The sequence below is a fragment of the Frigoribacterium sp. PvP032 genome (assembly GCF_017833035.1).
Taxonomy (GTDB): domain Bacteria; phylum Actinomycetota; class Actinomycetes; order Actinomycetales; family Microbacteriaceae; genus Frigoribacterium.
The window spans coordinates 671,902-695,262 of sequence record NZ_JAFIBM010000001.1 but is presented as its reverse complement, the minus strand read 5'-3'; the positions used below and the strand labels follow the sequence as shown (position 1 = coordinate 695,262).

General features: G+C 74.0%; 19 protein-coding genes. 12 read left to right on the top strand and 7 right to left on the bottom strand.

Annotated features, from left to right (window positions below; genetic code table 11):
- The first annotated feature begins 122 nt into the window (after positions 1-122).
- The gene (locus JOE35_RS03200; RefSeq protein WP_209559832.1) at positions 123-1,055 is read left to right on the top strand and encodes an EamA family transporter; all 933 of its coding nucleotides are present in this window, start codon (positions 123-125) and stop codon (positions 1,053-1,055) included.
- Between the two features lie 28 nt (positions 1,056-1,083).
- Here the strand turns inward: JOE35_RS03200 and JOE35_RS03195 are convergent, their stop codons facing one another.
- Positions 1,084-1,539 (bottom strand): GNAT family acetyltransferase, encoded by a 456-nt coding sequence (locus JOE35_RS03195; protein ID WP_209559831.1) that lies wholly within the window; start codon positions 1,537-1,539, stop codon positions 1,084-1,086.
- Positions 1,540-1,663: 124 nt separating this feature from the next.
- Here JOE35_RS03195 and JOE35_RS03190 point away from each other — a divergent pair, with 124 nt between their 5' ends.
- From JOE35_RS03190 to JOE35_RS03180, 3 genes are all read left to right on the top strand, one after another.
- A complete protein-coding gene (locus JOE35_RS03190; RefSeq protein WP_307802918.1) occupies positions 1,664-2,644 on the top strand; it encodes a shikimate dehydrogenase in 981 nt (326 codons plus the stop codon).
- Position 2,645: 1 nt separating this feature from the next.
- A complete protein-coding gene (gene aroD / locus JOE35_RS03185) occupies positions 2,646-3,440 on the top strand; it encodes a type I 3-dehydroquinate dehydratase (RefSeq protein WP_209559829.1) in 795 nt (264 codons plus the stop codon).
- A gap of 307 nt (positions 3,441-3,747) precedes the next feature.
- Positions 3,748-4,008, top strand: coding sequence for a DUF6458 family protein (locus JOE35_RS03180; protein WP_123547128.1), 261 nt, complete (start codon positions 3,748-3,750; stop codon positions 4,006-4,008).
- Positions 4,009-4,144: 136 nt separating this feature from the next.
- Here the strand turns inward: JOE35_RS03180 and JOE35_RS03175 are convergent, their stop codons facing one another.
- On the bottom strand, positions 4,145-7,315 hold the full coding sequence (locus tag JOE35_RS03175) for an AAA family ATPase (protein ID WP_209559828.1): 3,171 nt from the start codon (positions 7,313-7,315) through the stop codon (positions 4,145-4,147).
- Entirely contained in the window at positions 7,312-8,541 is a 1,230-nt protein-coding gene (locus JOE35_RS03170) for an exonuclease SbcCD subunit D (protein WP_209559827.1), read from the bottom strand. Before JOE35_RS03170 ends, JOE35_RS03175 begins: the two co-directional genes overlap by 4 nt.
- A 158-nt stretch (positions 8,542-8,699) precedes the next feature.
- Between JOE35_RS03170 and JOE35_RS03165 the strand changes: the two genes are divergently transcribed.
- From JOE35_RS03165 to JOE35_RS03155, 3 genes are all read left to right on the top strand, one after another.
- Positions 8,700-9,308: a hypothetical protein gene (locus tag JOE35_RS03165; protein ID WP_209559826.1), complete on the top strand. Its 609-nt coding sequence runs from the start codon at positions 8,700-8,702 to the stop codon at positions 9,306-9,308.
- A 197-nt stretch (positions 9,309-9,505) separates the two neighbouring features.
- The gene (locus tag JOE35_RS03160) at positions 9,506-10,663 is read left to right on the top strand and encodes a M20/M25/M40 family metallo-hydrolase (protein ID WP_209559825.1); all 1,158 of its coding nucleotides are present in this window, start codon (positions 9,506-9,508) and stop codon (positions 10,661-10,663) included.
- 169 nt (positions 10,664-10,832) lie between these two features.
- Positions 10,833-11,546, top strand: coding sequence for a hypothetical protein (locus JOE35_RS03155; RefSeq protein WP_209559824.1), 714 nt, complete (start codon positions 10,833-10,835; stop codon positions 11,544-11,546).
- A gap of 113 nt (positions 11,547-11,659) precedes the next feature.
- Here JOE35_RS03155 and JOE35_RS03150 read toward each other — a convergent pair whose 3' ends face one another.
- The 3 genes from JOE35_RS03150 to JOE35_RS03140 all read right to left on the bottom strand — a co-directional run bounded on the left by JOE35_RS03150 (position 11,660) and on the right by JOE35_RS03140 (position 15,105).
- Positions 11,660-12,601, bottom strand: a complete 942-nt coding sequence (locus JOE35_RS03150; RefSeq protein WP_307802917.1) for an acetamidase/formamidase family protein — start codon at positions 12,599-12,601, stop codon at positions 11,660-11,662.
- An 8-nt stretch (positions 12,602-12,609) separates the two neighbouring features.
- Positions 12,610-14,055: an APC family permease gene (locus JOE35_RS03145; protein ID WP_209559823.1), complete on the bottom strand. Its 1,446-nt coding sequence runs from the start codon at positions 14,053-14,055 to the stop codon at positions 12,610-12,612.
- 132 nt (positions 14,056-14,187) lie between these two features.
- A complete protein-coding gene (locus JOE35_RS03140) occupies positions 14,188-15,105 on the bottom strand; it encodes a proline iminopeptidase-family hydrolase (protein ID WP_245186037.1) in 918 nt (305 codons plus the stop codon).
- A 109-nt stretch (positions 15,106-15,214) separates the two neighbouring features.
- Here JOE35_RS03140 and JOE35_RS03135 point away from each other — a divergent pair, with 109 nt between their 5' ends.
- A complete protein-coding gene (locus JOE35_RS03135; RefSeq protein WP_209559821.1) occupies positions 15,215-15,991 on the top strand; it encodes a FadR/GntR family transcriptional regulator in 777 nt (258 codons plus the stop codon).
- 91 nt (positions 15,992-16,082) lie between these two features.
- Here the strand turns inward: JOE35_RS03135 and JOE35_RS03130 are convergent, their stop codons facing one another.
- A complete protein-coding gene (locus JOE35_RS03130) occupies positions 16,083-17,102 on the bottom strand; it encodes an LLM class flavin-dependent oxidoreductase (protein WP_209559820.1) in 1,020 nt (339 codons plus the stop codon).
- 174 nt (positions 17,103-17,276) lie between these two features.
- Here JOE35_RS03130 and JOE35_RS03125 point away from each other — a divergent pair, with 174 nt between their 5' ends.
- From JOE35_RS03125 to JOE35_RS15425, 4 genes are all read left to right on the top strand, one after another.
- Positions 17,277-20,390, top strand: a complete 3,114-nt coding sequence (locus tag JOE35_RS03125; RefSeq protein WP_209559819.1) for an ABC transporter permease — start codon at positions 17,277-17,279, stop codon at positions 20,388-20,390.
- Positions 20,387-21,268, top strand: a complete 882-nt coding sequence (locus JOE35_RS03120) for an ABC transporter ATP-binding protein (RefSeq protein WP_209559818.1) — start codon at positions 20,387-20,389, stop codon at positions 21,266-21,268. Before JOE35_RS03125 ends, JOE35_RS03120 begins: the two co-directional genes overlap by 4 nt.
- On the top strand, positions 21,261-22,001 hold the full coding sequence (locus tag JOE35_RS03115) for an ATP-binding cassette domain-containing protein (RefSeq protein WP_209559817.1): 741 nt from the start codon (positions 21,261-21,263) through the stop codon (positions 21,999-22,001). The genes JOE35_RS03120 and JOE35_RS03115 overlap by 8 nt, the downstream gene beginning before the upstream one ends.
- 156 nt (positions 22,002-22,157) lie before the next feature.
- Positions 22,158-23,318 (top strand): Fic family protein, encoded by a 1,161-nt coding sequence (locus JOE35_RS15425; protein ID WP_209559816.1) that lies wholly within the window; start codon positions 22,158-22,160, stop codon positions 23,316-23,318.
- The last annotated feature ends 43 nt before the right edge of the window (positions 23,319-23,361 follow it).

Below are 23,361 nucleotides of genomic sequence, written 5' to 3'. Positions count from 1 at the left end.
ATAAGATCCAGCTGGGAGTCCGACAAGGGCTCCCGCACGTTCGTCACCCGTTGTTAACACGACGGCCGTCTCGCGAGGCGACAGCTGTCGTCCTGGCTCGCCCCGCACCTCTTGGAGTCGCCGTGATCGCCGCCGTCCTCGGCCTGCTGGCCGCCGCCTCCTACGGCTCGGCCGATTTCCTCGGCGGGCTCGCCGCCCGGCGGATCGCCCCGCTGCGCGTCACGGCGATCGCCGCCGCGAGCGGGCTGGTGCTGCTCGCACTGTTGCTGCTCGTCGTGCCCGGCACGGCCTCGACGGCCGCGGTCGGCTGGGGCCTGCTCAGCGGCGTCGCGGGAGCCGTCGCCCTCGCCCTGCTCTACGCCTGCCTCGCCCTCGGGCCGATGAGCATCCTCTCGCCCCTCACGGCGGTGGTCTCGGCGATCGTGCCGGTGGGCGTCGGGCTGGCGCAGGGCTCCCGACTGGGAGGCGCTGGCTGGGCGGGCATCGCGCTCGCGCTCGTCGCCGTCGTGCTGGTCGGCTTCGTGCCCGACCCTGCCGCGCCCCGCCCCAGCGCGCGAGGGCTGCTGATGGCCCTCGGCGCCGGTGCGGGCATCGGGCTGGTGCTGGTGTTCCTCGACCGGACGCCGGACGACTCCGGGCTGGTGCCGCTCGTCGCCAACAGGTCGGCGAACCTGGTGCTGACGGGCGGGGCGGTGCTGGTGCTGCTGCTGGTCGCGCGGGCACGGGCTGGTGCTCGGGCGCGGGCTCGGGTCGGGGCGCGGTCGGCGACACGAGGAGGCGCGGCGCCGGTCGCCGAGGACGCCCCGCACCTCCTGCCCCTGCGCCGCGCCCTGTGGCTGGCCGTCGCCTGCGGCGTCGCGGACAGCGGGGCGAACGTGCTGATCCTCGTGGGGCTGCGGGTCGGCGACCTCACCGTGATGAGCGTGCTCACGGCGCTCTACTCGGCGGCGACGGTGGTGCTCGCGGCCGTCGTGCTGCGCGAGCGGCTGACGCGGACGCAGGTGGGCGGGCTGGTGCTCGCCCTCGGCGCGGCGGTGCTGCTGGCGCTCGACTGAGCGGCTGCGCGGCTGGCGGGCGCTCGGGTCAGTCCTCGATCAGGCGCTTGCCGTACACGACGACGTCGCTCGGCTCGTAGCCGAGACTGCCCCAGGTCGCCTCGGCGGTGTCGTTGCCGGAGCGCACCATCAGCTGCACCTTCGGGCAGCCGGCCTCCGTGAGCAGCCGCTCGGCCTCGGCGACGATCTGCCTGGCCCGGCCCCCGCCGCGGTGCTCGGGGGCGACGGCGACGTAGTAGAGCCAGCCGCGATGGCCCTCGTGGCCGGCCATGGCGGTCGCGACCAGCACCTCCTTCGGGCTGCCGGTGCCGCGCTCGCCGTCGACGTCGACGAGCTCGGTGCCGACGAGGAACAGCTCGGGCTGCACCGCGAGCTTGCGCTCGATGTCGCGGTGCGGGTCGTTCCAGGGGCGGGTGAGGCCGCACTCGTGCCAGAGGGCGACGACGGACTCGGTGTCGGCGGGGTCGAAGGCGCGGATCTGCATCCGACGATGCTGGCACGCGTGCCGGCACGGCCGGGTCGCGGCGCACGGGCCGGAGGAACGACGGGAGCAGGGGCGACCCAGGGGCTCCGGGCATACTGTGTCGCGTCCGTCCGCCGTCCGAGAGGTGCCTGATTTGTCCGCTGCTCCCCGCCGCCTGGCCGTGCTCGGCTCGCCGATCGCCCACTCCTTGTCGCCCGCCCTGCACCGCGCGGCCTACGCAGAGCTCGGGCTCGACTGGCAGTACGACCGTGCGGAGGTCGCCTCGGGCGAGCTCGGGCAGTTCCTCGACGAGACCACCGACGCCGCCGCTGAGACCACCGACGCCGCCACTGACGCCACCGACTCCGCCGCGGCCGCCACCACCGAGGCCGCCGCCCGCCCCTGGCGCGGCCTCAGCCTGACGATGCCGCTGAAGCGCGAGGTCCTGCCCCTGCTCGACACGATCTCGCCGCTCGCCGCAGCCCTCGGCGTCGCGAACACGGTCGTCATCGACGACGACGGACGCCGCCACGGCCACAACACCGACGTCGACGGCATCGTCCGCACCGTCGAGGCGCACCACGACGCCCGCCCCGCGAGCGCGACGATCCTCGGCGGCGGGGCCACCGCCTCCTCGGCGATGTGGGCCGCGTGGCAGCTCGGCGCCCGCTCGTTCTCGGTGCACCTGCGGAACCCCATGCGCGCCGGCGAGCTGACCTCGTTGGCCAGCGAGCTGGGCTGCGACGTCAGCATCGCCCCCCTGACCGAGCTGGGCACGCTGGCGCCGCTCGACTTCGTCATCAGCACCCTCCCCGGCGGAGTCGCCGACGATCTGCCCCTGCGCCCGAGGAGCACGGCGTCCATTCTGTTCGACGTCGCCTACGAGCCGTGGCCGACCCGTGTCGCGTCGACCTGGACGGCCGACGGCGGCATCGCGTTCAGCGGGCTCGACATGCTCTTCGAGCAGGCCGTGTCGCAGGTGCGTCTCTTCACGGGACTCCCGCAGGAGGAGCGGCTCGACGACGAGAACCGCGTGCGCGCCGCGATGCGAGCGGCCGTGGGCCTGCCGGCGGAGCCCACGACCACGTCGGCGAAGACCGCCGCGACCAGCTCCGCGGTGGCCTGACGTGCGTCCGACGCCCCAGCCCGCGACGCTGCGGTCGCTCGTGCTCGGCGACGGCAGGCCGGCGGTGTGCGTGCCGCTGGTCGCCCGGACCGCCTCGGCACTCGGCGAGGCGGCCGGCTCGCTGACCCGCGCCTCCTACGACCTGGTCGAGCTGCGCGTCGACCACCTGACGGCCGTCGACGACGCCGAGAAGGTCCGCGAGGCGGTGGCGGCGGTCAGGGCCGCGCTGCCCGACGACGTGCCCGTGCTCTTCACGTTCCGCACCAAGCAGGAGGGCGGCGACCGCGACATCACGCCAGAGGAGTACGGCGAGCTGCTCACCCGCACGATCCGCGACGGGGTCGTCGACGCGGTCGACGTCGAGATGTTCACGCAGCCCGACATCCGGGAGGCGGTGGTCGAGACCGCGCACCACGCCGGCGTCGTCGTCGTCATGTCGTCGCACGACTTCGTGGGCACGCCTCCCCGCGCCGAGATCCTCTCGCGCCTGCTGCAGCAGCAGGAGCACGGTGCCGACGTCGTCAAGCTCGCGGCGATGCCGACGAACCCGGCCGACGTGCTCACCCTGCTGGCGGCGACGGACGACTTCCGGTCGGGGCCCGGGCTCGTGCCGGCGGTCACCATGTCGATGGGCCCGCTGGGGGCCGCGTCCCGGCTCGTCGGCGAGACCTTCGGGTCGTGCCTGACCTTCGCCGCGGCCACGGCCGACGGCGCGAGTGCACCCGGACAGCTCGACGCCGCGGGCGTGCGCGCGGCGCTCGACCTGCTGCACGAGACGGCGACAGCCGAGTCGTGACCCCCTGCCGTGCCGCCGGATCATCTGTCACGCCCAGGGCTCCGACGGACCCGGCCCTGTGTCCCACACCGGGAAACACGAGCGACGGACGTCGCTGAACAGGGACTCCAGGGCCGGGGATCCGCCGAAGTGAGTCGAGGATAGCGCGGGGACGCTGCCCAGCGGGAGCAGGTCACGCGAAGTGGTTGCACGACGGGCGTCGTCGCGTCGGCCGGGGGCCGCCCGAAGAAGGGGTGACGCAGGAGGCGCGACGTCGGTACCGTGGCCCACCGCGGTGGACACTCCCCCGCTCGACGAAGGAGACACCATGAGCATCGGCGGCGGAATCGCCTTGATCGTGATCGGCGCGATCCTCGCGTACGCCCTGGACTTCCAGGTCGCGGGCATCGACATCATGCTGATCGGCTACATCCTCATCGCGGCGGGCGTCCTCGTGACGATCCTCGGCATCGTGTTCGCGACGCGTCGTCGCCGCACCGTGACCGAGGCGCGCACGGCCGTCGACCCGGCCAGCGGCGAGCAGGTCACGCGTCGCTCGACGCAGGACGGCGGCGGCCCGGTCGTCTGACCGGACCTGCCGACACGCACCCTCCTGACGGGCGGGTTCGTCCCGGGCGGGCGCTCACGAGCGCCCGGTCGCGACGGACCCGCCCGTCCGCGTGTGCCCGGTGCGGAGCGAGGGGGGGCCGTGGGCACGGTGACCCTCAGGAACCGACGGTCGTGCGCAGCACGGACGAGCCGTCAGGCTGGCGGCGCACCTCGATGCGATCGGCGATGCGCTGCTTGAGCTCGTCGACGTGGCTGACGATGCCGATCACGCGCCCCGTGTCGGAGAGCCGCCCGAGCTCGGTCATCACCGCGTCGAGGGTCTCGGGGTCGAGCGACCCGAAGCCCTCGTCGACGAACAGGGTGCCGAGCTCGAGCCCGCCTGCCTCGGCCTGGACGACGTCGGCGAGCCCCAGCGCCAGGCTGAGCGACGCGTAGAAGGTCTCGCCGCCCGAGAAGCTCGCGGGGTCGCGCGTCGTGTCCGTCGCGTGGTCGCGGATGGCGAGGGCGAGGCCCACCCGACGCGATCGTGACCGCTGCTCGCGCTCGTCGGACGCCTCCAGCGCGTACCGTCCGCTCGACATGACGCCGAGCCGGGCGTTGGCCGCGGCGACGACGTCGTCGAACCGCCGCAGCAGCACGTAGGTGCCGAGCGTCACGCCCTTGACGTTGACCGAGCCGGTGGCGCTGGCCAGGTCGGCCATGCGCACGACTGCCCTGGCCTCGTCCGCGACCTCGGCCCCTGCCCGCTGGGCACGCCGGAGGTCGTCGAGGGCCGCCGCCGACGCGGTCGCCCTGGCGGCACGTCGGGTGGCCAGCTCGGATGCCGCGCCGAGGGCGACCTCGGCCTCGGCCAGCGCCTCGACGGAGCTATCGACGTCGACCTCCTCGTCGCCTGACAGGCTCGCGACCTCGGCCTCGGCCAGGCCGGAGGCGACGACGGCGAGGTCGGCCTCGTGCCGTCCGACCCGGGCGCGCAGGGCGTCCCGCTCGGGCGTCGGCAGCACAGCTCGCGCCGCGGCGGACGCGTCGTCGAAGCCCGACTCGGCCAGCGCCGCGTCCAGCTCGGCCGTGCGCTGCACCCTCGCGTCGACCGCGGTCTCGTGGGCGTCGACAGCCCGCAGGAGGCGCTCGACGGCCTCGGCCCTGGCCCGACGCTCGGCGACGATGCCGGCGACGGACTCGCCTGCCCCCGCCAGCGCGGCCTCGACCACGGCCGCGTCGTCGTCGACCCGACGCTGTTCGCCGACGAGGCGCTCGGCCAGGGTCGCGTGCTCGGTCAGGACCGAGGCGAGCGCGGAGCGACGCCGCTCGGTGTCGGCGTCGAACGCGGCGAGCGCGCGCTCGGCCGCGATGAGGAGCTGCTCGGCCTCGACGGCGTCGCGCAGGGCGAGCCGGGCGAGGTCGACGGCCGCGCCGGCCGAGTCGGCCTCGAGGTCGCCGAGGGCGGCGCGCGCGTCGTCGCGTCGGGCCTCGGCCGCGGAGGCGAGCCCGGCAGCACGGCGCTGCGCGTCCTGCGCAGAGCGGGCGCCGGCGGCGGCGCGGTCGACGTCGTCGTCGCTCGGGTGCTCGTCGGTGAGGGCGGCCGGTGCGGGGTGCTCGACGGAGCCGCAGACCGGGCAGGGCTCGCCTGAGGCGAGGGTCGTCGCGAGCTGACCCGCGATCCCCGCTACCTGGCGGAGGCGGAGGGCGGACTCGGCCTCGACGGCCGAGACCGCGTCACGGCTGGCGGACACCAGCACGGCGGCCGCCTGCTCGGCGTCCCGGTCGAGGACGCGGACGCGCTCCAGGGCGGTCACCCGCTGCTCGGCGGCGGCGAGCGCCTGCTCGGCGGCGGAGCGGCCGCCGGCCCGGCGGGCCGCCTCGTCTCGCTCGACGACGAGCGCCTCGCGAGCCGCGGGCCGGCCGGCGAGCTCGGCGTCGGCCTCCTCGCGGGATGCGTCGAGGGCCGACAGGCGCGCTCGCGTGGACTCGACGGCAGCTCGTCGAGCAGGCAGTCCCGCCTCGACCTTGGCCGTCTCGGCGAGCACGGCCAGCTCGGACCGGAGGCGGTCACGCTCGGCGGCCAGCCTGGCGGCGTCGAGGTCGGGTTCGTCGAGCTCGGGTTCGTCGAGCTCGGCGGCGGCGACCCCGGCTGCGGGAGCCGAGCGCGCCGCCAGGGCGAGCTCGTCCGCGGTCGCGCGGACCGCCTCCTCGGCTCGGGCTGCACCTCGGGCTGCCCCCGTGACCAGGTCCGCACGAGCCGCGGCGTCGAGGTCGTCGCGTACCTCACGGGCGGCCGGCTCGGCGGCCTCGAGCTCGGCTGCCCGGACGAGCAGCGACGCCCGGCGGTCGAGGGCCGCGCGGAGCCGACGCCGAGCCTCGAGGGTCGCCCTCAGCTCGTCGCGACGGGCCGCTCGCACGTCACGTCCGGCCTGCGCCGTGGCGGCCGCGGCCGCGAGATCGGCGACGACCGCGTCCGGGTCGGAGTCGGGCCCGGCATCGAGCCGCTCCGCGAGGTCGCGGACGCCGACGGTCGCTGCGCCTGTGTCGATGTCGGTGTCGGTGTCGGTGTCGGTGTCCGTGTCGGCATCGGGGCCGGAGTCGGCCTGGGCGTCGGCGGACGTCCCGTCGCCCTGGGCCGCGGAACCGGCGAGCTCGTCGTCGCTGCCGACGCCGGCGGCCTCGCGCAGCCGCGCCCAGCCGAGCTCGACGGCGTGGTCGGCTGCGGCCACCTCGGTGTTCGCCGAGCGTCGGGCCTCGACGAGCTGCGCCGTCGTCGCCTCGTAGATCTCAGTGCCGAAGAGCGACTGCAACATCGTGCGGCGTTCTTCGCCGGTCGAGCGGAGGAACGCCGCGAACTCGCCCTGGGGCAGCACGACGGTCTGCACGAACTGCTGGCGCGTCAGGCCGAGGATGCGCCCGATCTCGCCGCCGACCTCCTGCGTGCTGGTCGAGACCGGCTCGCCCGCGGTCGCGTCGGGAGACGTCAGGCGGACGAGGGTCGCCGTGGCGTTCGCCGGGGTCGTGCCCGTACCGGTCTTCTTCGGCCGGCGCCAGGCCGGGGTGCGCCGCACCCGGTGGATGCCCGCGGCGGTCTCGAAGACGAGCTCGACGAAGGGCTCGACCTCGGGGGCGGCGTGGTGGCTGCGCAGCCGGTCGCGGCTCGCGCCCTCGCCGGCGAGCGACCCGTAGAGGGCGAAGACGATCGCGTCGATGACCGTGGACTTGCCGGCGCCGGTCGGCCCCTCGAGCAGGAACGTGCCCGACGCGCCCAGCTCGGCGAAGTCGACCGTGTGCTCGCCTGCGTACGGGCCGATGGCGCGGAGGGTGAGGCGGTGCAGGTTCACGCGGACTCCTCGGCGCTGCGGGCGGACTCGTAGGCGTCCCGCACGGCCGCGAGCTCGGCGTCGGTCACGACGGCGCCCGACGCGAAGGCGACGAAGTCGGCGGCCACCTCGAGCGGGTCGGTCTCGGCGGTCACGAGGCGCAGCGTCGGGGCGTCGACGGCGCCGACGGGCTCGTGCAGCACGACGAGCGCGTGCGGGAAGTGCGCCTTCACCCGGCTGTACAGCCGCTCGGGGTGCACCGGGTCGGTCACGTGCACACGCAGCCACGCGTCGCGCAGGCCGTCGTGCCGACCGTCGAGCAGGTGATCGAGCGTGTCGGTCACCTCAGCCAGCCTTCGCGGGACGGGAGCAGGGACGAGCTCGACGGTCACGCCTCCCGCGCCGTCGAGGTCGACGAGCGCGGTCGACTTGACGTGCCCGAGCTCGCCGAACGAGAAGGCCACGGGCGAGCCCGAGTACCGGATGACGGGTCGCTCGCCGCGAGAGGCGCCGATGCGCTGTGCGCCGTGCAGGTGGCCGAGCGCGACGTAGTCGACGCCGTCGAGCACCGCCGAGGGCACGGAGTCGACCCCGCCGACCCGGATGTCGCGCTCGCTCTCGCTGGCCTCGCCGCCGCTGACGAACGCGTGCGCGACGACGACCGAGCGGGTGCCGGGGCGCGAGGCCAGATCGGCACGCACCCTGTCCATCGCGGCGGCGACGACGGCCTCGTGCGACCGCGGCAGGGGCAGGCGCTCGGCTGCGGGGCCCGCGTCGGTGCCTGAGCTGGCGGCGGCACCTGCGTCGGCGCTTGCGTCGACACTCGGCGCGAGCGTGTGCCGCACCGTGTCCGGATCCAGGTACGGCAGCCCGTAGAACGCGACCGGCCCGTGCTCGTCGGCGACGACGACGGGCTGGTCGAGGGCCTCGACCGACGCGAGCACGTGCAGCCCCGGCCGCATCAGCTCGGCCGCGAAGCCGAGCCGCACGGCGCTGTCGTGGTTGCCGGGCGTGACGACGACGACCGCGTGCTCGCTCAGGCGCCGCAGGGCCGAGCCGAGGAGGCGGACGCTCGGCACCGAGGGCACGGCCCGGTCGTACACGTCGCCCGCCACCACGACGACGTCGACGTCGCGCTCCGTGACGAGCTCGACGAGGTGGTCGACGAACGCGGCCTGGTGCTCGAGCAGGTCGACCCCGTGCAGGGTGCGCCCGAGGTGCCAGTCGCTGGTGTGCAGGATGCGCACGGTCGCCCTCTCGTCGTGGTCGGTGTGGTCGTCACGGCCGTCGTCAGATCGCCGTCACTGTATCGGCGGCCTCCGACACCGCTGGGACAGCCGGCACCGCCAGGTCGGCGACTCGGGGATCCGGACCGGCCCGGCACCGTTCCCGTACCCTCGAGCGCATGTCCGACGACGCCGGCACCTGGGTCGAGTTCACCGACGCCCCGAAGCAGCGAGCGTTCCTCCGGCTCATGCGGACCGTCCTGCCGATCATGGTGCTCGTCGGCACGGCGAGCGCCTTCTTCTCGAAGTCGGGCGAGTCGCCGTTCCAGACCTGGGGCCTGATCACGGTGCCGATCTGGTTCGTCGGCTGGAGCACGGCGGCCGCGATCACCTGGAACGTCGTGCTGCGCCTCTCACGGCCCTTCGCGGTGGACGTCGTGGGGAGGCGCCTCCGGATCCGCGGGAAGGTGCTCGCCTTCGAGCAGGTCGACTCGGCCGAGCTGCTCCCCCTGTCGAGGGACGACGCGTTGGGGCTGCTGCTGAGGTTCGGTCAGAAGAAGGGACGCAAGGCGTCCGTGCTGCTGCGCGACCGCGCCGAGCCCGTCCTCGACGACGACCGGCGCGAGCTGTTGCTCGCCGTGATCCGTGGTTCGCAGATCGCCCGGCCAGTCAGCCCGCACGACCCCACGGGCGCGTTCGGCCGCTTCAACTTCCCCGGCACGCTCGACCGCGAGGGGGCAGAGCAGGTCGTCCTGCAGCCTCCGGCAGCGGGCGAGCCCGCGCCCTGACCCGTGCCCGCAGGAGGCGGTCGCCGAGCCCCGCAGACGGCCGCTGGCCGCTCCTCCACAGCGGCCACGCGGGCCCGCGCCGCCCCCAGGTGGTCCGGACCGGCGGGCGGTCACGACCCGCGCCTCCTACCCTGGGGGTGCGTCCTCCTGGCGAGCGACGTCGGCGTCCGCGCCGCCACTCCCCCGGAGGCACCCCCGTGACAGACCTCGACATCACCGCCCTGCGCGAGCGCATCGAGCAGCGGCGCGAGGCGATGGTCGCCGACCTGGTCACCTACGCGTCGCTCGAGACGCCCTCCGACGACGTCGACCTGCTCGCCCGCGGCCTCGACTGGATCGAGCACTGGCTCGGCCGCACCGTCGGGCCGCCCGCCGAGCGACGCGTGCACGTCGTCGAGGGCTACGGCGACACCGTCACCCTCGAGTACCCGTCGCCCACCGGGTCGACCGAGTGGGTCTCGGCGCTCTGCCACTACGACACCGTCTGGTCAGAGGGCACGCTGGCCGACTGGCCCGTCACGATCGACGGCGACCACATGACCGGGCCTGGCGTCTTCGACATGAAGTCGGGGCTGATCCAGCTGGGGCACGCGATCGCCGCCTCCGACGCCCTGGGGCTGCCCCGGCCGGGCGTCCGACTGCTGCTCAACGGCGACGAGGAGATCGGCAGCCTCGCGTCGCGCACCGCCATCGAGGCCGAGGTCTCCCGAGGAGGCGCGGTGCTCGTCTTCGAGTCCGCTGCGGAGGGCGCCGTCAAGACCGCCCGCAAGGGCGTGGGCATCTTCGAGGTCGAGACGTTCGGCGTCGAGGTGCACGCGGGGCTGCACCCGCGCTCGGGGGCGAGCGCCGTCGACGAGATGGCCCGGATCATCCTGCAGCTGCACGGCGCGGCCGACATCGACGCCGGCACCTCGCTCAACGTCGGCATCGTGCAGGGCGGCACCCGCACCAACGTCCGAGCCGGCCACGCCAGGGCCTCGGTCGACGTGCGGGTCACCTCCGCCGACGAGGCGGCCCGGGTCGAGGCGGTCTTCGCGGCCCTCGCGCCGCACGACCCGGTCGCCCGCGTCGAGGTCACCGGCGGCTGGAACCGCCCGCCGATGGAGCGCACGGAGGCGACGGCCGCGCTCTACGGACGCGCCGCGGCCGTGGCCGACTCGCTCGGCTTCGAGCTGCGCGAGGTCTCGGTCGGCGGCGCCAGCGACGGCAACTTCGCCGCGGCGCTCGGCTGTGCGGTGCTCGACGGGGTCGGCGGGGTCGGCGGCGGGGCGCACGCCCGCCACGAGTGGATCAGCCTCGGCGGGATGGTCGAGCGCACCGAGTTCGTCTCGGCGCTGTTCGTCGAGCTGGCCTAGGGCGAACCGGGCTGTCCCGGCATCGCGAGGCGTGCGGCGTGCGGCGTGACCTGATCGTGATCGGACCGGGGCGGATGTCATCCTCGGGGACGATCGACCGCCTCCTCGTGCTCGGTACCGTGAGCGCAGGCGCCCGCACCGACGGGCGCACGGCAGGCAGGGGAACGACATGACTCGACGACGCAGCACGACGCTGGGGGCCGCGGCCTTCGTGGCCGCCACGCTGATCGGGCTGACCGGGTGCGCCGGCGGGGCAGCCGGCGACGACGTGGCCGCCGACCCCACCGAGACCGTCACCGTGCCCGCGCCGACGACGACGCCGGGCGCGACCCCGTCGCCGACGGCAGAGCCCACGGAGCCGACGGACACGGCCGAGCCGACCGAGACGGCGGTCGCCGCTCCCCTCGTGACCATCCCGACCGACTGCACCCAGATCGTCGACGCCTCGACCTACGCGACGACCTTCGGCAGCATCCCGCTCAACCCCGAGAGCTGGCTGCGGCGGGACGGCACCGCTCGCGGCTCGCGGACGCCCTCCGTGCCCGAGGCCGGTGCTCAGCCGTTCCAGATCGTGGACGCCGCCGCCGAGCTCGACTGCGTCTGGCGGGAGCCTCAGGCAGACGTCTCGGGCATCTTCGTGATCCTCGGCCGTCTCGACCAGCCGACCGCCGCCTCCTTGCTCGATCAGGTGACCGCCGCAGGCGCGACCTGCCAGGAGGCGCACGGCGGCCAGCTCTGCCAGCAGCCCATCGAGGTCGAGCAGTACCCGATCGAGGCGGCCCACACGTGGTTCGTGCGTGGTGACCTCTACATCGCCGTCGTGCAGTACAACGTGCCCACGAACGACCTGATCGGCTCGATGCTCGCGCACCTCGAGAGCTGACCCAGCGCGCGAAGGACCGCGTTCCGAACCATGAACCGGGATAGAACACGGTTCATGGTTCGGAACGCGGTTCGAGGAGGCGCCCCCGAGCGGGTGCCCGCTCGCCAGACGCCCTACAGCACGCTCTTCGGCACGCGGTGCAGCGTCACCGCGCCGACCGCCGCGAACGGGTGCAGCGGATCCGGCGCGACCGACCCCGTCGGCCCGCCCAGCCGGGAGTGCCCGACCGCGCTGAGCACGGCGTAGGCGTCGCCCCGCGACCAGCCGTGGTCGTCCACCAAGAACGAGAACGCGTCCTCGTAGCCCCGCCGGACGCTCTCCTGCACGGGGTCGCCGAGGCCGACGAAGATCCAGTCGTCGGCCGTCTCGATCCGCGGGGCACGCAGCCCGAGGCCCTTCACGAGGTCGATCGACACCACCGCGGTGCCCTGCGCCTCGATCGCCACGAACGACGACTCGCCCTCGGCCATGATCGCGTGCACGTCGCCGATCGAGAGGTACGCACCCTCGACCATGACGGGCAGGTAGACGGTCGAGCCGACGGTGTTCTCGGTGACGTCCATGTTGCCGCCCTGGGGGTACGCGGGCATGATCGTCGAGTTCTCGCCCTCGGCGGGCGCGGTGCCCATGCAGCCGATCATCGGCCGTGCCTCGAACGTGTGCCGCGGCGTCACGTGCACCCCGTCGGCGTCGATCGGCACGCGGCGGGTGAACATCTCGTCGCCCATCACGTGCTGCAGCGCGCCCGAGCCGGGCAGGCTGACCGACCAGCCGTGGTCGACGAGGCGGATGTCGTGCACGGTCACGGCGAGCGCGTCGCCGGGCATCGCACCCTCGACGAAGACCGGCCCGGTGACCGGGTTGATCGGCACCGACAGCTGCGCCAGGTCGTGGTGCTCGTGCAGCTCGGCGTAGACCGCGTCGCTCGTCTCGAAGCCGATCGTCTCGCCGGTGCCCGGCGTGATCCGCAGCACGGGCTCGACGGCCGCGGTGAAGCCGGGCCGGCCGAGCTCGTTGCCGAGGAAGTGGTCGATGCCGTCGCGCTGGTCGGTCACGCCGCCGCTCACGCGTCGTGCCGCTCGGAGTCGGCGGCCGGGGTCGACGCGACCGCGGCGTCGTCGGCGCCCTGTCCCAGGGTCGGGGCGGCGCCTCCTCGGCTGCGGTAGTACAGGAACACCCCGGCGCCGAGCACGAGCCAGACCAGCCCGCCGATCTTCGCCTCGGGTGCCGCGTTGACCAGCACGTACCCGATGATCAGGAACCCGATCACGGGCACGACGAGGTGCAGCAGCCAGTTGCGCGACTTCTTCTTGACGACGTAGTGCACGACGACCGACACGTGCAGCAGCATAAAGCCGAACAGCGCGCCGAAGTTCACCAGCGACGCGATCAGGTTGATCTGCCCCACGAAGAACAGCACCAGCACGGCCGACAGGGCCGAGACGACGAGGATCGCGGCCTGCGGCACCTTGCGGGTGTTGATCTTCGACAGGAACGCGGGCAGCTGCTTGTCACGGCTCATGGAGAACAGGAGGCGCGAGGTCGCGGCCTGCGCCGCCATCGCGTTGGCGATGCCCACCGCGAGCACGTTCACGACGAAGAACGCCGTCGCCCAGCCGCTGTTCGACGCGGCCCTCACCAGGTCGAAGAACGCGTTGCCGGCCTCGCCCTCGGGGAACGAGTCCCGGCCGCCCGCGAGCGCGCTCGCCAGCCAGGTCTGCAGGACGAAGCAGAACGCGACGATGAACAGGGCGATGATCATCGCCTTGCCCGCGCCTCCTCGCTTGCCGGTGCTCTCCTCCGACAGGGTCGAGATGCCGTCGAAGCCCAGGAAGCTCAGCACCGCGATCGACAGCGCCGAGGCGATCAGGGGCGCGGTGACCTTGCTGGAGTCCCAGATCGGGTCGGTCGTGAACTCGGCGCCGGGGATGGTGCCGTTGTTGAGGGCGACCACGGCGATGATCACGAAGATCGCGATGAACACGACCTCGATCGCGAGGAACACCCGGTTCATCATCTTGATCGAGCTGATGCCGAGCAGGTTCACCGCGGTGTTGATCGCGACGAAGATCAGCGCCCACATCCAGCGGGCGCTGCCCGGGAAGATGCCGATCATCGACTCGGCCGCGAACACGTAGAGCAGCGTCGGCACGAGCAGGTAGTCGAGCAGGATCGCCCAGCCCGCGAAGAACCCGGCGATCGGGTGGATGCCCCGGCCGACGTACGAGAAGACCGAGCCGGCGAGCGGGATCGACTTCGCCATCTGCGCGTAGGCGAGCGCCGTGAAGATCATCGCCACGAGGCCGACGAGGTAGACCAGCGGCACCATGCCCGACGACGCGTTGTAGACGGTGCCGAAGATCGCCCACGGCGCGATGGGCACCATGAAGATCAGGCCGTAGATCAGCAGGTCGACGGTCGAGACCGACCGCTTCAGCTCTTGCTTGTAGCCGTACTGCTCGAGCTGCTGCTGGTTGCTCAGCTCGGGTGACGCGGTCTTCTCGGACATGGTGTCTCTTCTCGGGTCGAGGCGGGTGAACGACGAGGAGGTGCGGTGGGGGTGGGGCGGAGGAGGCGCGGGTCGAGTCGGTTCAGGGAGCGCGACCCGCGCCGGTCAGGGGGCGCCGACGAGGGACGCGGGTCAGGCGTCGTGCGCCGCGAAGTCGTGCTCGCTGAAGAACTTCGCGACGACGCGGCGGAACTCCTCGGGCTGCTCGAGGTGGCTGCAGTGGCTGGCGCCGGCGAAGACGTGCGAGCGGACGTCGGCGATTCCGTCGACGAAGGGCTGCCAGGTGGCGGGCGTCGCCTCGTCGTGCTCGCCGGCGACGACGAGGGTCGGGGCGGCGACGCGCGGCAGCCGGTCGACGATGCTCCAGTCGCGCATCGTGCCGATGACGTGGAACTCGTTCGGCCCGTTCATGGTGTGGTAGACCGTCGGCTCGGCCTCCATCTGCTCCTCGCTGTCGACGAAGTCCTGGGGCATCGGGACCACGCGGCAGACGTGGCGCTCGTAGAAGACCTGCGTCGCGGCGAGGTAGTCGGGGTCGGTGGTGGTGCCGGCGTCCTCGTGACGCTGCAGCGCCTCCTGCGTCTCGGTCGGCAGCTGGGCACGCAGCTCGGCCGCGCCCTCGACCCACAGCTGCATCGAGGCGGGCGAGTTGCAGATCGCGAGGCTGGCGAGGCCCGCGGGCTGCCGCACCGCGATCTCGGCGCCGAGCATGCCGCCCCACGACTGGCCGAGCACGTGGAAGCGCTCGAGGCCGAGGTGCGCCACGACGGCGTCGAACTCGGCGACGAAGAGCGCCGGGGTCCAGGTCTCGACCGGGGCGCCGGGGCGGTGGCTGCTGCGGCCGCAGCCGAACTGGTCGTAGTGGACGACCGTGCGGCCGGTCTCGTCGGCGAGCGCCGCGAGGTTGCGGAGGTAGTCGTGTGCCATGCCCGGGCCGCCGTGCAGGACGACGAGGGGCAGGGCGCCCTCGCGCGGCTCGTCGGGCGTGGTCACCTGGAGCCAGGTGTGGCCGTCACGGAAGGGGAGGACGTCGGCGGTGCTCGTGGACATGCGTGAGAGCATGCACCCACAAAGGTCTCGTGCCAAGACCTTTCTTCGTGACTTAATGTGGCGGTAACAAAGAGACGCAGCACAACGGACGCAGGCAGGGGCAGGGCGGATGACGACGAGCGAGACGACCGCCTCCGGCGCCCTCGACGCTCCGCTCGAGCCGACCACGCGCGCCGACGACATCACCGACCGCCTGGTCACGGCCATCGCGACCGGCGAGTACCTGCCCGGCCAGCGCCTCCCTGCCGAGCGGGAGCTCGCGACCTCGCTGCGCGTCGGACGGATGACGGTGCGCCAGGCGCTCGCGCGGCTCGTCGAGCAGGGGCTGATCGAGACTCAGCGCGGGCGGGGTGGCGGGTCGTTCGTGCTCGCCCAGGACTCCCGCCCCGAGCAGGACGCCCGGTCGGCGTCCGCTGTCGCGCAGCGCACCCTCGCTGCCCGCTGGTCGGACCTCAGCGACACGAGCGCGGCCATCGGCCGGCTGCACGGCACCGTCGCGGAGGCGGCGGCCGAGAACCGCACGGACGCCGACGTCGCCCTGCTGCGCGACCGACTCGAGGCCTACCGGGCGGCCGACTCCGGGCTCGCGTCTCAGAAGGCGGACGAGCTGCTGCACGTCGCGATCGCCGAGACGGCCCACAACGCGGTCCTGCGCGACGTGCTGTTCGAGCTGGAGGCGCGGGTCAGCATCGCCGCGCCCGCCCACCCCTGGGGCGGCCAGGACGGCATGCGCGCGATGGAGCTGCGCGCGCTCGCCGAGCACGAGGCGATCGTCGACGCGATCAGCGCCGGACGTGCGCGCGAGGCGGCGTCGCTCGCCCGGGCGCACGTCGGCATCGACCTCGAGCTGCTCGAGCGCGTGGTGCGCGGCAGCGGCAGCAGCTGAACGGGCACCGCCCCACGATGAACCGCGTTCCGAACCATGAACCGCGATAGAACACGGTTCATGATTCGGAACGCGGTTCGCGGCTCAGGCGTCAGCCCGCGGGCGACCAGCCGAGCTCGGGCCCGAGGTGCTCGGCAAGGTCCGTGAGGATCTGCGCGTAGTCGTCCGGCTCGAGGGAGAAGGGCAGCGCGAAGGCGACCTCGTCGACCGCCTGGTAGGCCGGGTCGGCGTGCAGCGCGTCGGCGATCTCGGCCGAGGTGCCGACGAGGTCGGCGGCGAACAGCAGCTGTCCCGGGCCCTGAGGCACGCCTACTCGTCCGGCGCGTGACTCGGCGTACGCGGCGTAGCGGGCGCGCTGATCGGGGGTCGCCGAGTCGGTCGGCACGACGACGAGGCCCTGCGAGACCCGGGCGGAGGCGCCGGCCGGGTGGGCGTCGCGGTACGCGTCGATCTGGGCGCGCTGGTTCACGGCGAAGTCGGTGCCCTGCTCGGCCTTCGTCACGCTCGACGCCAGCAGGTGGAACCGGTGCTCGCCGGCCCACACCGCCGACCGGGTGCTGCCGACGCCGCACCAGAGCCGGTCGACGAGGCCCGGGCTGTGCGGCTGCACGACGTCGCTGAACTCCTCGATGCCGCGGCGGCCCGGCGAGGCGCTGACCACGTCGCCGCGCACGAGGTCGCGGAGACGGAGGAGCCGGTCGGGACCGAGGTCCTCCTGGTCGAGGGTGTCGGGGTAGATCGCGTCGCGGTACAGGTCGAAGTTCATCGGCGTGCCCGTCGAGAAGCCGGGGTTCAGGCGGCCGCCGAGCAGCACGTCGACGGTGCCGAGGTCCTCGGCGAGGCGGAACGGGTTCTCGGCGCCGATCGGGGTGACGGCGGTGCCGAGCTCGATGCGGCTGGTGCGCTGCGACGCCGCGGCCATGATCGCGACGGGCGACGAGATGCCGGGCTGCAGGTGCCGGTGCCGCAGCCACGCGCTGTCGAGGCCGAGCTGCTCGCCGCGCTCGATGACGCGCAGCGTGTCCTCGTGGCCGCCGGCCGGGGACGCGGGCTCGAACGACCCGATCGTGAGGAAGCCGAGGCGCTGCAGGGGGAAACCGTGTTCGGGCATGTCCTGAGTCTCGCAGGGGCGGCTGCGCCACGTGCGTCGTCACGCCGGCGGCGTGGGACGAGACAGGCGTGGGCCCACGCCTGCCCCGCGCGGCCCCCGCGCCCGGGAACGTGCAGGGTCGGCACCGTTCGGCGGTAGGGTCGGGCCGTCCGCGACCGCACGAGGAGGTGCCCGGTGGCTCGACCTGCCTGGGTCACGAGCGTGCGCCGCCGTCCCGCGGGCGCCGCCTCCCTCGTCGTGCTCTCGGCTCTCGCCGTGCTGATCTCGGTGCTCGCGCCGATGCTGCTCCGGGCCGTCCAGCAGCAGGGCCTCGCCGAGGCGACCGCCCTGTCGAGGGTCGACGACCTGAGCCTCGTCGTCGTGTCCGACCTCTACGGCGACTCGACCCTCGTGGGGATGTCGAACGCGCGCGACGTCGTCGAGTCGGTCGACGCGGGCCCCGTGTGGCGTGCCCCCGTGGTGGCGGCGGAGTCGGCCGCCGACGTGCTCTGGACGTCGACGAGCGACGCCGACGTGACGGGCGGCGCCCGCGTCGCGAGCCTCCTCCGCGACGACTGCGGCGACGCTGTGCTCGACGAGGGCACCTGCCCCGTCGGCAGCGACCAGGTGATGGTGTCGTCCGCCGTCGAGGGCGTGGCCGTCGGCGACGTCCTCGTGGTCGTCACGGACGGCGACCAGGTCGAGCTGACAGTCAGCGGGCGCTACGACCCGATGCGGGACGACGGCCGGTTCTTCGCCGCCCCCTCGCGCGCAGTGCGGGTCGACGTCCCGGGCGCCGACGACCTCGTGGTGACCTCGGACGGCTTCGACGCGCTGCTGCTGGACGCCAAGGTCTACGCCGCACTCATCCCGTCCCGTCCGCTGGCCCTCGACGACGTCGCTCGGGTCCGTGCCGACGCCGCCGCCCTCGAGGAGGCGACCCTCGGCACGGACGGTGCCGCCGCCCGTGCCAGCCTGCGCACCGGCCTCACCGGCGTGCTCGGCCAGGTCGACCGGCAGGCCGACGCGGCCGCCGTCATCGCGGCGGCCACGGCGCTGCAGGCCCTCGCGCTCGCCTGGTTCGCGGTCGCCCTCGTCGTGCAGCGCCTCGCCCGCGTCCGCTCGGCCGAGTGGGGACTCGCACGGCTGCGCGGCCTGACGCGCGGCCGCTGGCTGGCCACGGTCTTCACCGAGCCCGCCCTCGCGATCGTGCTCGGCGCCGTGCTCGGGGCGCTGGCCGGCTGGGGCTCCGCCGCCGTCGCGGCCCGGGCCTGGCTGGGCGACGAGGTGCGCGTGGAGCCGACCAGCCCGCTCGTGGTGGGCGCCGCCTCCTTGGCGCTCGTGGGGTCGTTGGCCGCGCTCGGCGTCGCGAGCCTGCGCTCGGCGCGGGTGCCCCTCGACCAGCTGCTCGGCGGGGCGGCCGACCCGCGCCGGCTCGGGCGGCTCGGCGTCGTCGTGCAGGCCGGCCTCGCGCTCGTCACCGTGACCGTGCTCGTCGCGCTCGTCACGCAGGGCGAGGCCACCGGCCCGGGCGTCGCACTGCTCGCGCCCAGCCTCGTCGCGGTGCTCGTCGGCGTCGGTGCGCTGCGACTCGTGGCCCTGCTCGCGGGCCGCTCGACCCGGCGCCCGCCACGGTCGCTCACGGCGCTGCTCGTCACGCGACGGCTCGGCCGGACGCCGTCGGTGCTGACGGCGGCGGTGCTCGTCTGCCTCGGCGTCGCCGTCACGGGCTGGGCGAGCCAGGTCGCCGTCACGGCCGACCGGCTGCAGGTCGACCGGGCCCGCGCCTCCGTCGGGGCCTCGACCGTGCTGAGCGTCGGCGTCCGCGACGACGTGGACTTCGTCGACGCGGTCCGTGCCGCGGATCCCGACGGCGACCGGGCGATGGCCGTCGACGTGCTGCGCCGCGGGCAGGGCGTCGGCCGCATCGTCGCCGTCGACACGGAACGCCTCGGGGCGGTGTCCGCCTGGTCGGCCGGCTGGAGCTCCGCCGGCACCCCCGACCGACTCGCCGAGCTGCTCGTCCCGCCGGTCGGCGACTCGTTCGTGCTGACCGGCTCGAGCCTGTCGCTCGACGTCGCCGACGTCACGACGATCGCGCCGCAGGGCCTCACCGTCGACGGCTTCCCGACCGACCTCGCCGACGTGTCGCTGCGCGTGGTGGTGCAGGCGGCCGACGGCTGGCACACGGTCGACCTCGGCGACCCGCGCGACGGCACCCTCACGAGCGTGCCCGGCCGGTTCCCGTGCGAGGCCGGCTGCCGGGTCGTCTGGCTCGGCCTCACCAGCTCGCGGGCGACGACCCCGACGTTCGGCGTCGCGCTCACCGTGACCGGCATCTCGACCGACCAGGAGGCGGCGGCCGACACGGCGGACTGGCTCGCCCCCGACCGGTGGCGCGACCGCGTCGGCGAGGCCGTCGACCCCACCCGCCCGGCGACGACCGCGATCGCCGACGCGGTCGACCGGGGCGGCGCGGTTCCCGGGCTGGCGCTGTCGTTCCTCGACCAGCAGGGCGGCAACACAGCGTCGATCGCGCCGCTCGACGCGCCCGAGCCGCTGCCCGTCGTCGTCGCCGACGGCACCGCGACGACCCCGTTCGCCGGGGTCGAGGGCGGCCTCGTCGGCGTCGCCCCCGACCTGACGTCGCGCGTGCTCGCCCAGGTCGGCCACGCCCGGGTCCTGCCGCGGATCGGCGGCGAGGGGATCCTCATCGACCTGCCGCTGCTCGACCGGGTCAGCGATCCCGGTGCGTCCGAGGCCCAGCACGAGGTGTGGCTCGCGCCGATGACGACCGCCGAGGAGGCGCGGGTCGTCTCGGCCCTGTCCGACCAGGGCGTCGAGGTCGTCGGCACCAGGACCCTGCAGGAGGTGACGGCCGGGTACCGGCACGCGTCGCCGACCCGCGCCTCCTCGTTGGCGCTCGTCGTGGGCGCCGCCGCGCTGCTGCTGACGCTCGCCGCCACCGTGGCCGCGCGCGTCGTGTCGGCACCGTCGCGGCGAGGCGACCGTGCGGCGCTCGAGTCGGCCGGGGTGCCGCGACGGCGCCTGCGGCGGGCGGCGGCGCTCGAGGTGTTCCTGCCTCCCGCGGTCGGCACGGTGCTCGGCGGGGCGGCCGGGCTCGTCGCCTACCTGCTGACAGTGTCGCGGCTGCCGCTCGTCGTCGGGTCGGGGCGGACGCCGCCGCCCGACCTCGTGCCGTCGTGGGGACCGCTGGTGCTGCTGGTCCTGGGCACGCTGGCGCTGCTGGCCGGCGTGGCCGTGGTCGCGGGGCGCGTCGAGCTCGGCGACGGGAAGGAGCCTCGATGACCGACGACCTCGCCCTGCTCTGCCGTGGGCTCGTGCACGTCTACCGCGAGGCAGGCACCGACGTCGCCGCCCTGCGCGGCGTCGACCTCGTCGTGCCCGCCGGTCAGCGCGTCGCCGTGCTCGGCCCGTCGGGCTCGGGCAAGTCGACGCTGCTCTCGATCGTCGCGGGAGTGACGCGGCCCTCGGCGGGCCGCGCCGAGGTGTTCGGCACGGACCTCGCGACGGCGCGGGCGAGCACGATCACCCGCCTCCGCCGGGGCACGCTGGGCCTGATGATGCAGGGAGCCCCGGCGAACCTCCTCCTGCACGACGACGCCGTCGGCAACGTCGCGTGGGCCGTCGGCAGCCGCGAGCGGGACGACCTCCGCGTCGGCCGACGCGTGCTGCGCGCCGCCGGGCTGGTCGGCGACCGGCGACCCGTCGGGCAGCTGACGCCGACCGAGCAGCAGGTCGTCGCGCTGGCCGTGGCGCTGGCGCCGCGCCCGCGCCTCCTGCTGGCCGACGAGCCCACCAGCCGGCTCGGGCCGGAGGCGCGCGACGCCCTGCTCGACCTGCTCGTCGAGACGACCTCGGAGGCGGGCACCGCGGTGCTCGTCGTCACCCACGACGACGCGGTCGCGGCACGGATGCAGCGCATGGTGCACCTCCGCGACGGGCGCGTCGGCGAGGAGGCCACCGCCGAGGGACGCTGGTCGGTCGTCGGCACCGACGGCTCGCTGCAGCTGCCGCAGGCCCTGCGGGCCGACTGGTCGGACGGGGCGCTCGTCTCGGTCGAGGAGGTGGCGCCCGGCGAGCTGCGCGTGCGCCGGGTCGACGAGGTGGGCGGTGCGACGGGCGGCGCGACGCGAGGCGCGACGGGCGGTGCCGGACATGAGTGAGGGCGATGCGGGCGCGGGGCTGTCCGGGCAGCCGGAGCTCACTGCCCAGGAGGCGCGGACCGGCTCCCCCGCGCTGCGTCTCGTCGGTCTCGTCGTGCGTCGTCCCGACGGCTCGCCCTCGGCCCCGATCGACCTGGTCGTCGAGAGGGGCGGAGCGGCAGTGCTGCTCGGCGACCCCGACGGGGTGCCGTCGGCGGTGCTGCGGGTGGTGGCCGGGCTCGAGCGGCCCCTCGCCGGGGACGTGTCGTTCGGCAACGGGACAGACGCGGGTGCGGGTGCGGGCAAGGGGGGAGGCGGAGGCCGCGGCGGCCACGGCGGCCACGCCGGCCGTCCCGACGTCGGGCTGGTGACCCGCCAGCACGAGCTGCTCGGCTCGCTCACGGCGGCGGAGAACGTCGCCCTGCCGCTGCTGGCACGGTCGTCGGGAGCACTCGGCTCGTGGACCGAGATCGAGCAGCTGCTCGGCCGCCTCGGCGTGCCGGAGGCCAGCTGGCACAACCTGCTCGAGCAGCTCTCCGGCGGCCAGCAACAGCGGGTCGCCGTCGCGCGCGCCCTGGTCGCGCGACCCGCCGTGCTCTGCCTCGACGACCCCACGAGCGAGCTCGACCCGGCCAGCGCGGCGGTCGTCCAGGACGTCGTCGACGCCGCCCGCCGCGACGGAGCCGCCGTGCTCAGCACCGGCTCGCCCGACGACGTCGAGCTCCCGGGCGCCGCCCTGCTCAGCGTGCGCTGACCTGCTCGGCCAGCCCCCGCCTCCTTCACTTCCTGAACGTGGGGAACTGGCGAGCAGGCAGAACTTCCTCATCTGGATCGGGGGAACTTATAAGTCGGTGGCGAGCCGACAGTCGAACTAATAAGAAACAGGAGCTTTCACCTATATCTTCGAGCCATGGAACCGGCCGCCTTCACCTCCGACCGCTTCGGCGGCCTCCAGACGAGACCGCTGTCGTCCTGGACGCACCCCTACTTCATGCCGGCGAGACTCCCCCGCGAGCTGCCCCTCCCTCCGTCAGTCGGACTCGCGGTATCACGGGCGGACATCTCCCTGGGTCGCCTGTCCGGGCTCGGGCAGCTCGTCCAGGATCCCGAGTTGCTGCTCGGTCCCTCCATGGCGCAGGAAGCCCTGTCGAGCTCCCGCATCGAGGGAACGCAAGCGTCACTCAGCGACGTCCTCTCGGCCGAGAGCGGAGGCGCCCCGATCGTGGACGAGAACCTCAGGGAGGTCGACAACTACCTGCGAGCCGCACGCGAGGGGAACGCGCTGCTCGGGTCGCTCCCCGTGACACAGCGACTGTTCTGTGCGACGCACGCGACGTTGATGAGCGACGTCCGGGGAGAGGAGAAGGCACCTGGCGAGCTCCGACGGTCACCTGTCTGGATCGGCAGCCCGAACGCGAGCCCTGAGTCCGCGAGGTTCATCCCGCCCCACCAAGACCACATCCCTGAGCTGCTCGCCGACTGGGAGTCCTTCGTCAACGAGGACAGCGGAACCGTTCCCGTCGTCGTCAAGTGCGCGCTCATGCACTACCAGTTCGAGACCATCCACCCCTTCCTCGACGGAAACGGCCGGATCGGTCGACTGCTCATCGGGCTGATGCTGGTGAACGACGGCGTCCTGCCGGCTCCGATCCTCCACATCTCCGGATTCTTCGAACGGCACAGGGTCGAGTACTACGAGCGACTCCAGGCGGTGCGTGAACGCGGAGAGATCGAAGAATGGATCCGCTTCTTCGCCGACGGCGTCACGGAGCAGGCCACGGAGAGCGCCTCCAGGATCACCCTCCTCGTCCAGATCCGGGAGCGGTACAGAGCCGAGGTCCGTGCCGACCGGTCCGCGCTCGCCGGGCTCGTCGACGTCATCTTCAGGAACCCCGTCGTCACGGTCGGCTCCGTGCAGAGAGCTCTCGACGTCTCTCAGCCGACAGCGTCCACCGTCCTCAGGAAGGCGCAGGAACGCGGTTGGCTCGTCTCCATGGGACGGTGGGGGCAGGGCGGCAAGGAACGTTGGCTGGCACGCGAGATCTGGGACGCCGTCCACGACGAGGTCTGACGACAGGGTCCGCTGCGCGTCGGCCCGCCCTCGCGGAGGCGCG

What these genes read in the sequence shown, in the direction of transcription:
- JOE35_RS03195 (WP_209559831.1), bottom strand. Translation starts at nt 1,539, where the DNA reads ATGCAGATCCGCGCCTTCGACCCCGCCGACACCGAGTCCGTCGTCGCC.
- JOE35_RS03180 (WP_123547128.1), top strand. Translation starts at nt 3,748, where the DNA reads ATGAGCATCGGCGGCGGAATCGCCTTGATCGTGATCGGCGCGATCCTC.
- JOE35_RS03165 (WP_209559826.1), top strand. Translation starts at nt 8,700, where the DNA reads ATGTCCGACGACGCCGGCACCTGGGTCGAGTTCACCGACGCCCCGAAG.
- JOE35_RS03155 (WP_209559824.1), top strand. Translation starts at nt 10,833, where the DNA reads ATGACTCGACGACGCAGCACGACGCTGGGGGCCGCGGCCTTCGTGGCC.
- JOE35_RS03145 (WP_209559823.1), bottom strand. Translation starts at nt 14,055, where the DNA reads ATGTCCGAGAAGACCGCGTCACCCGAGCTGAGCAACCAGCAGCAGCTC.
- JOE35_RS03140 (WP_245186037.1), bottom strand. Translation starts at nt 15,105, where the DNA reads ATGTCCACGAGCACCGCCGACGTCCTCCCCTTCCGTGACGGCCACACC.
- JOE35_RS03135 (WP_209559821.1), top strand. Translation starts at nt 15,215, where the DNA reads ATGACGACGAGCGAGACGACCGCCTCCGGCGCCCTCGACGCTCCGCTC.
- JOE35_RS03130 (WP_209559820.1), bottom strand. Translation starts at nt 17,102, where the DNA reads ATGCCCGAACACGGTTTCCCCCTGCAGCGCCTCGGCTTCCTCACGATC.
- JOE35_RS03120 (WP_209559818.1), top strand. Translation starts at nt 20,387, where the DNA reads ATGACCGACGACCTCGCCCTGCTCTGCCGTGGGCTCGTGCACGTCTAC.
- JOE35_RS03115 (WP_209559817.1), top strand. Translation starts at nt 21,261, where the DNA reads ATGAGTGAGGGCGATGCGGGCGCGGGGCTGTCCGGGCAGCCGGAGCTC.
- JOE35_RS15425 (WP_209559816.1), top strand. Translation starts at nt 22,158, where the DNA reads ATGGAACCGGCCGCCTTCACCTCCGACCGCTTCGGCGGCCTCCAGACG.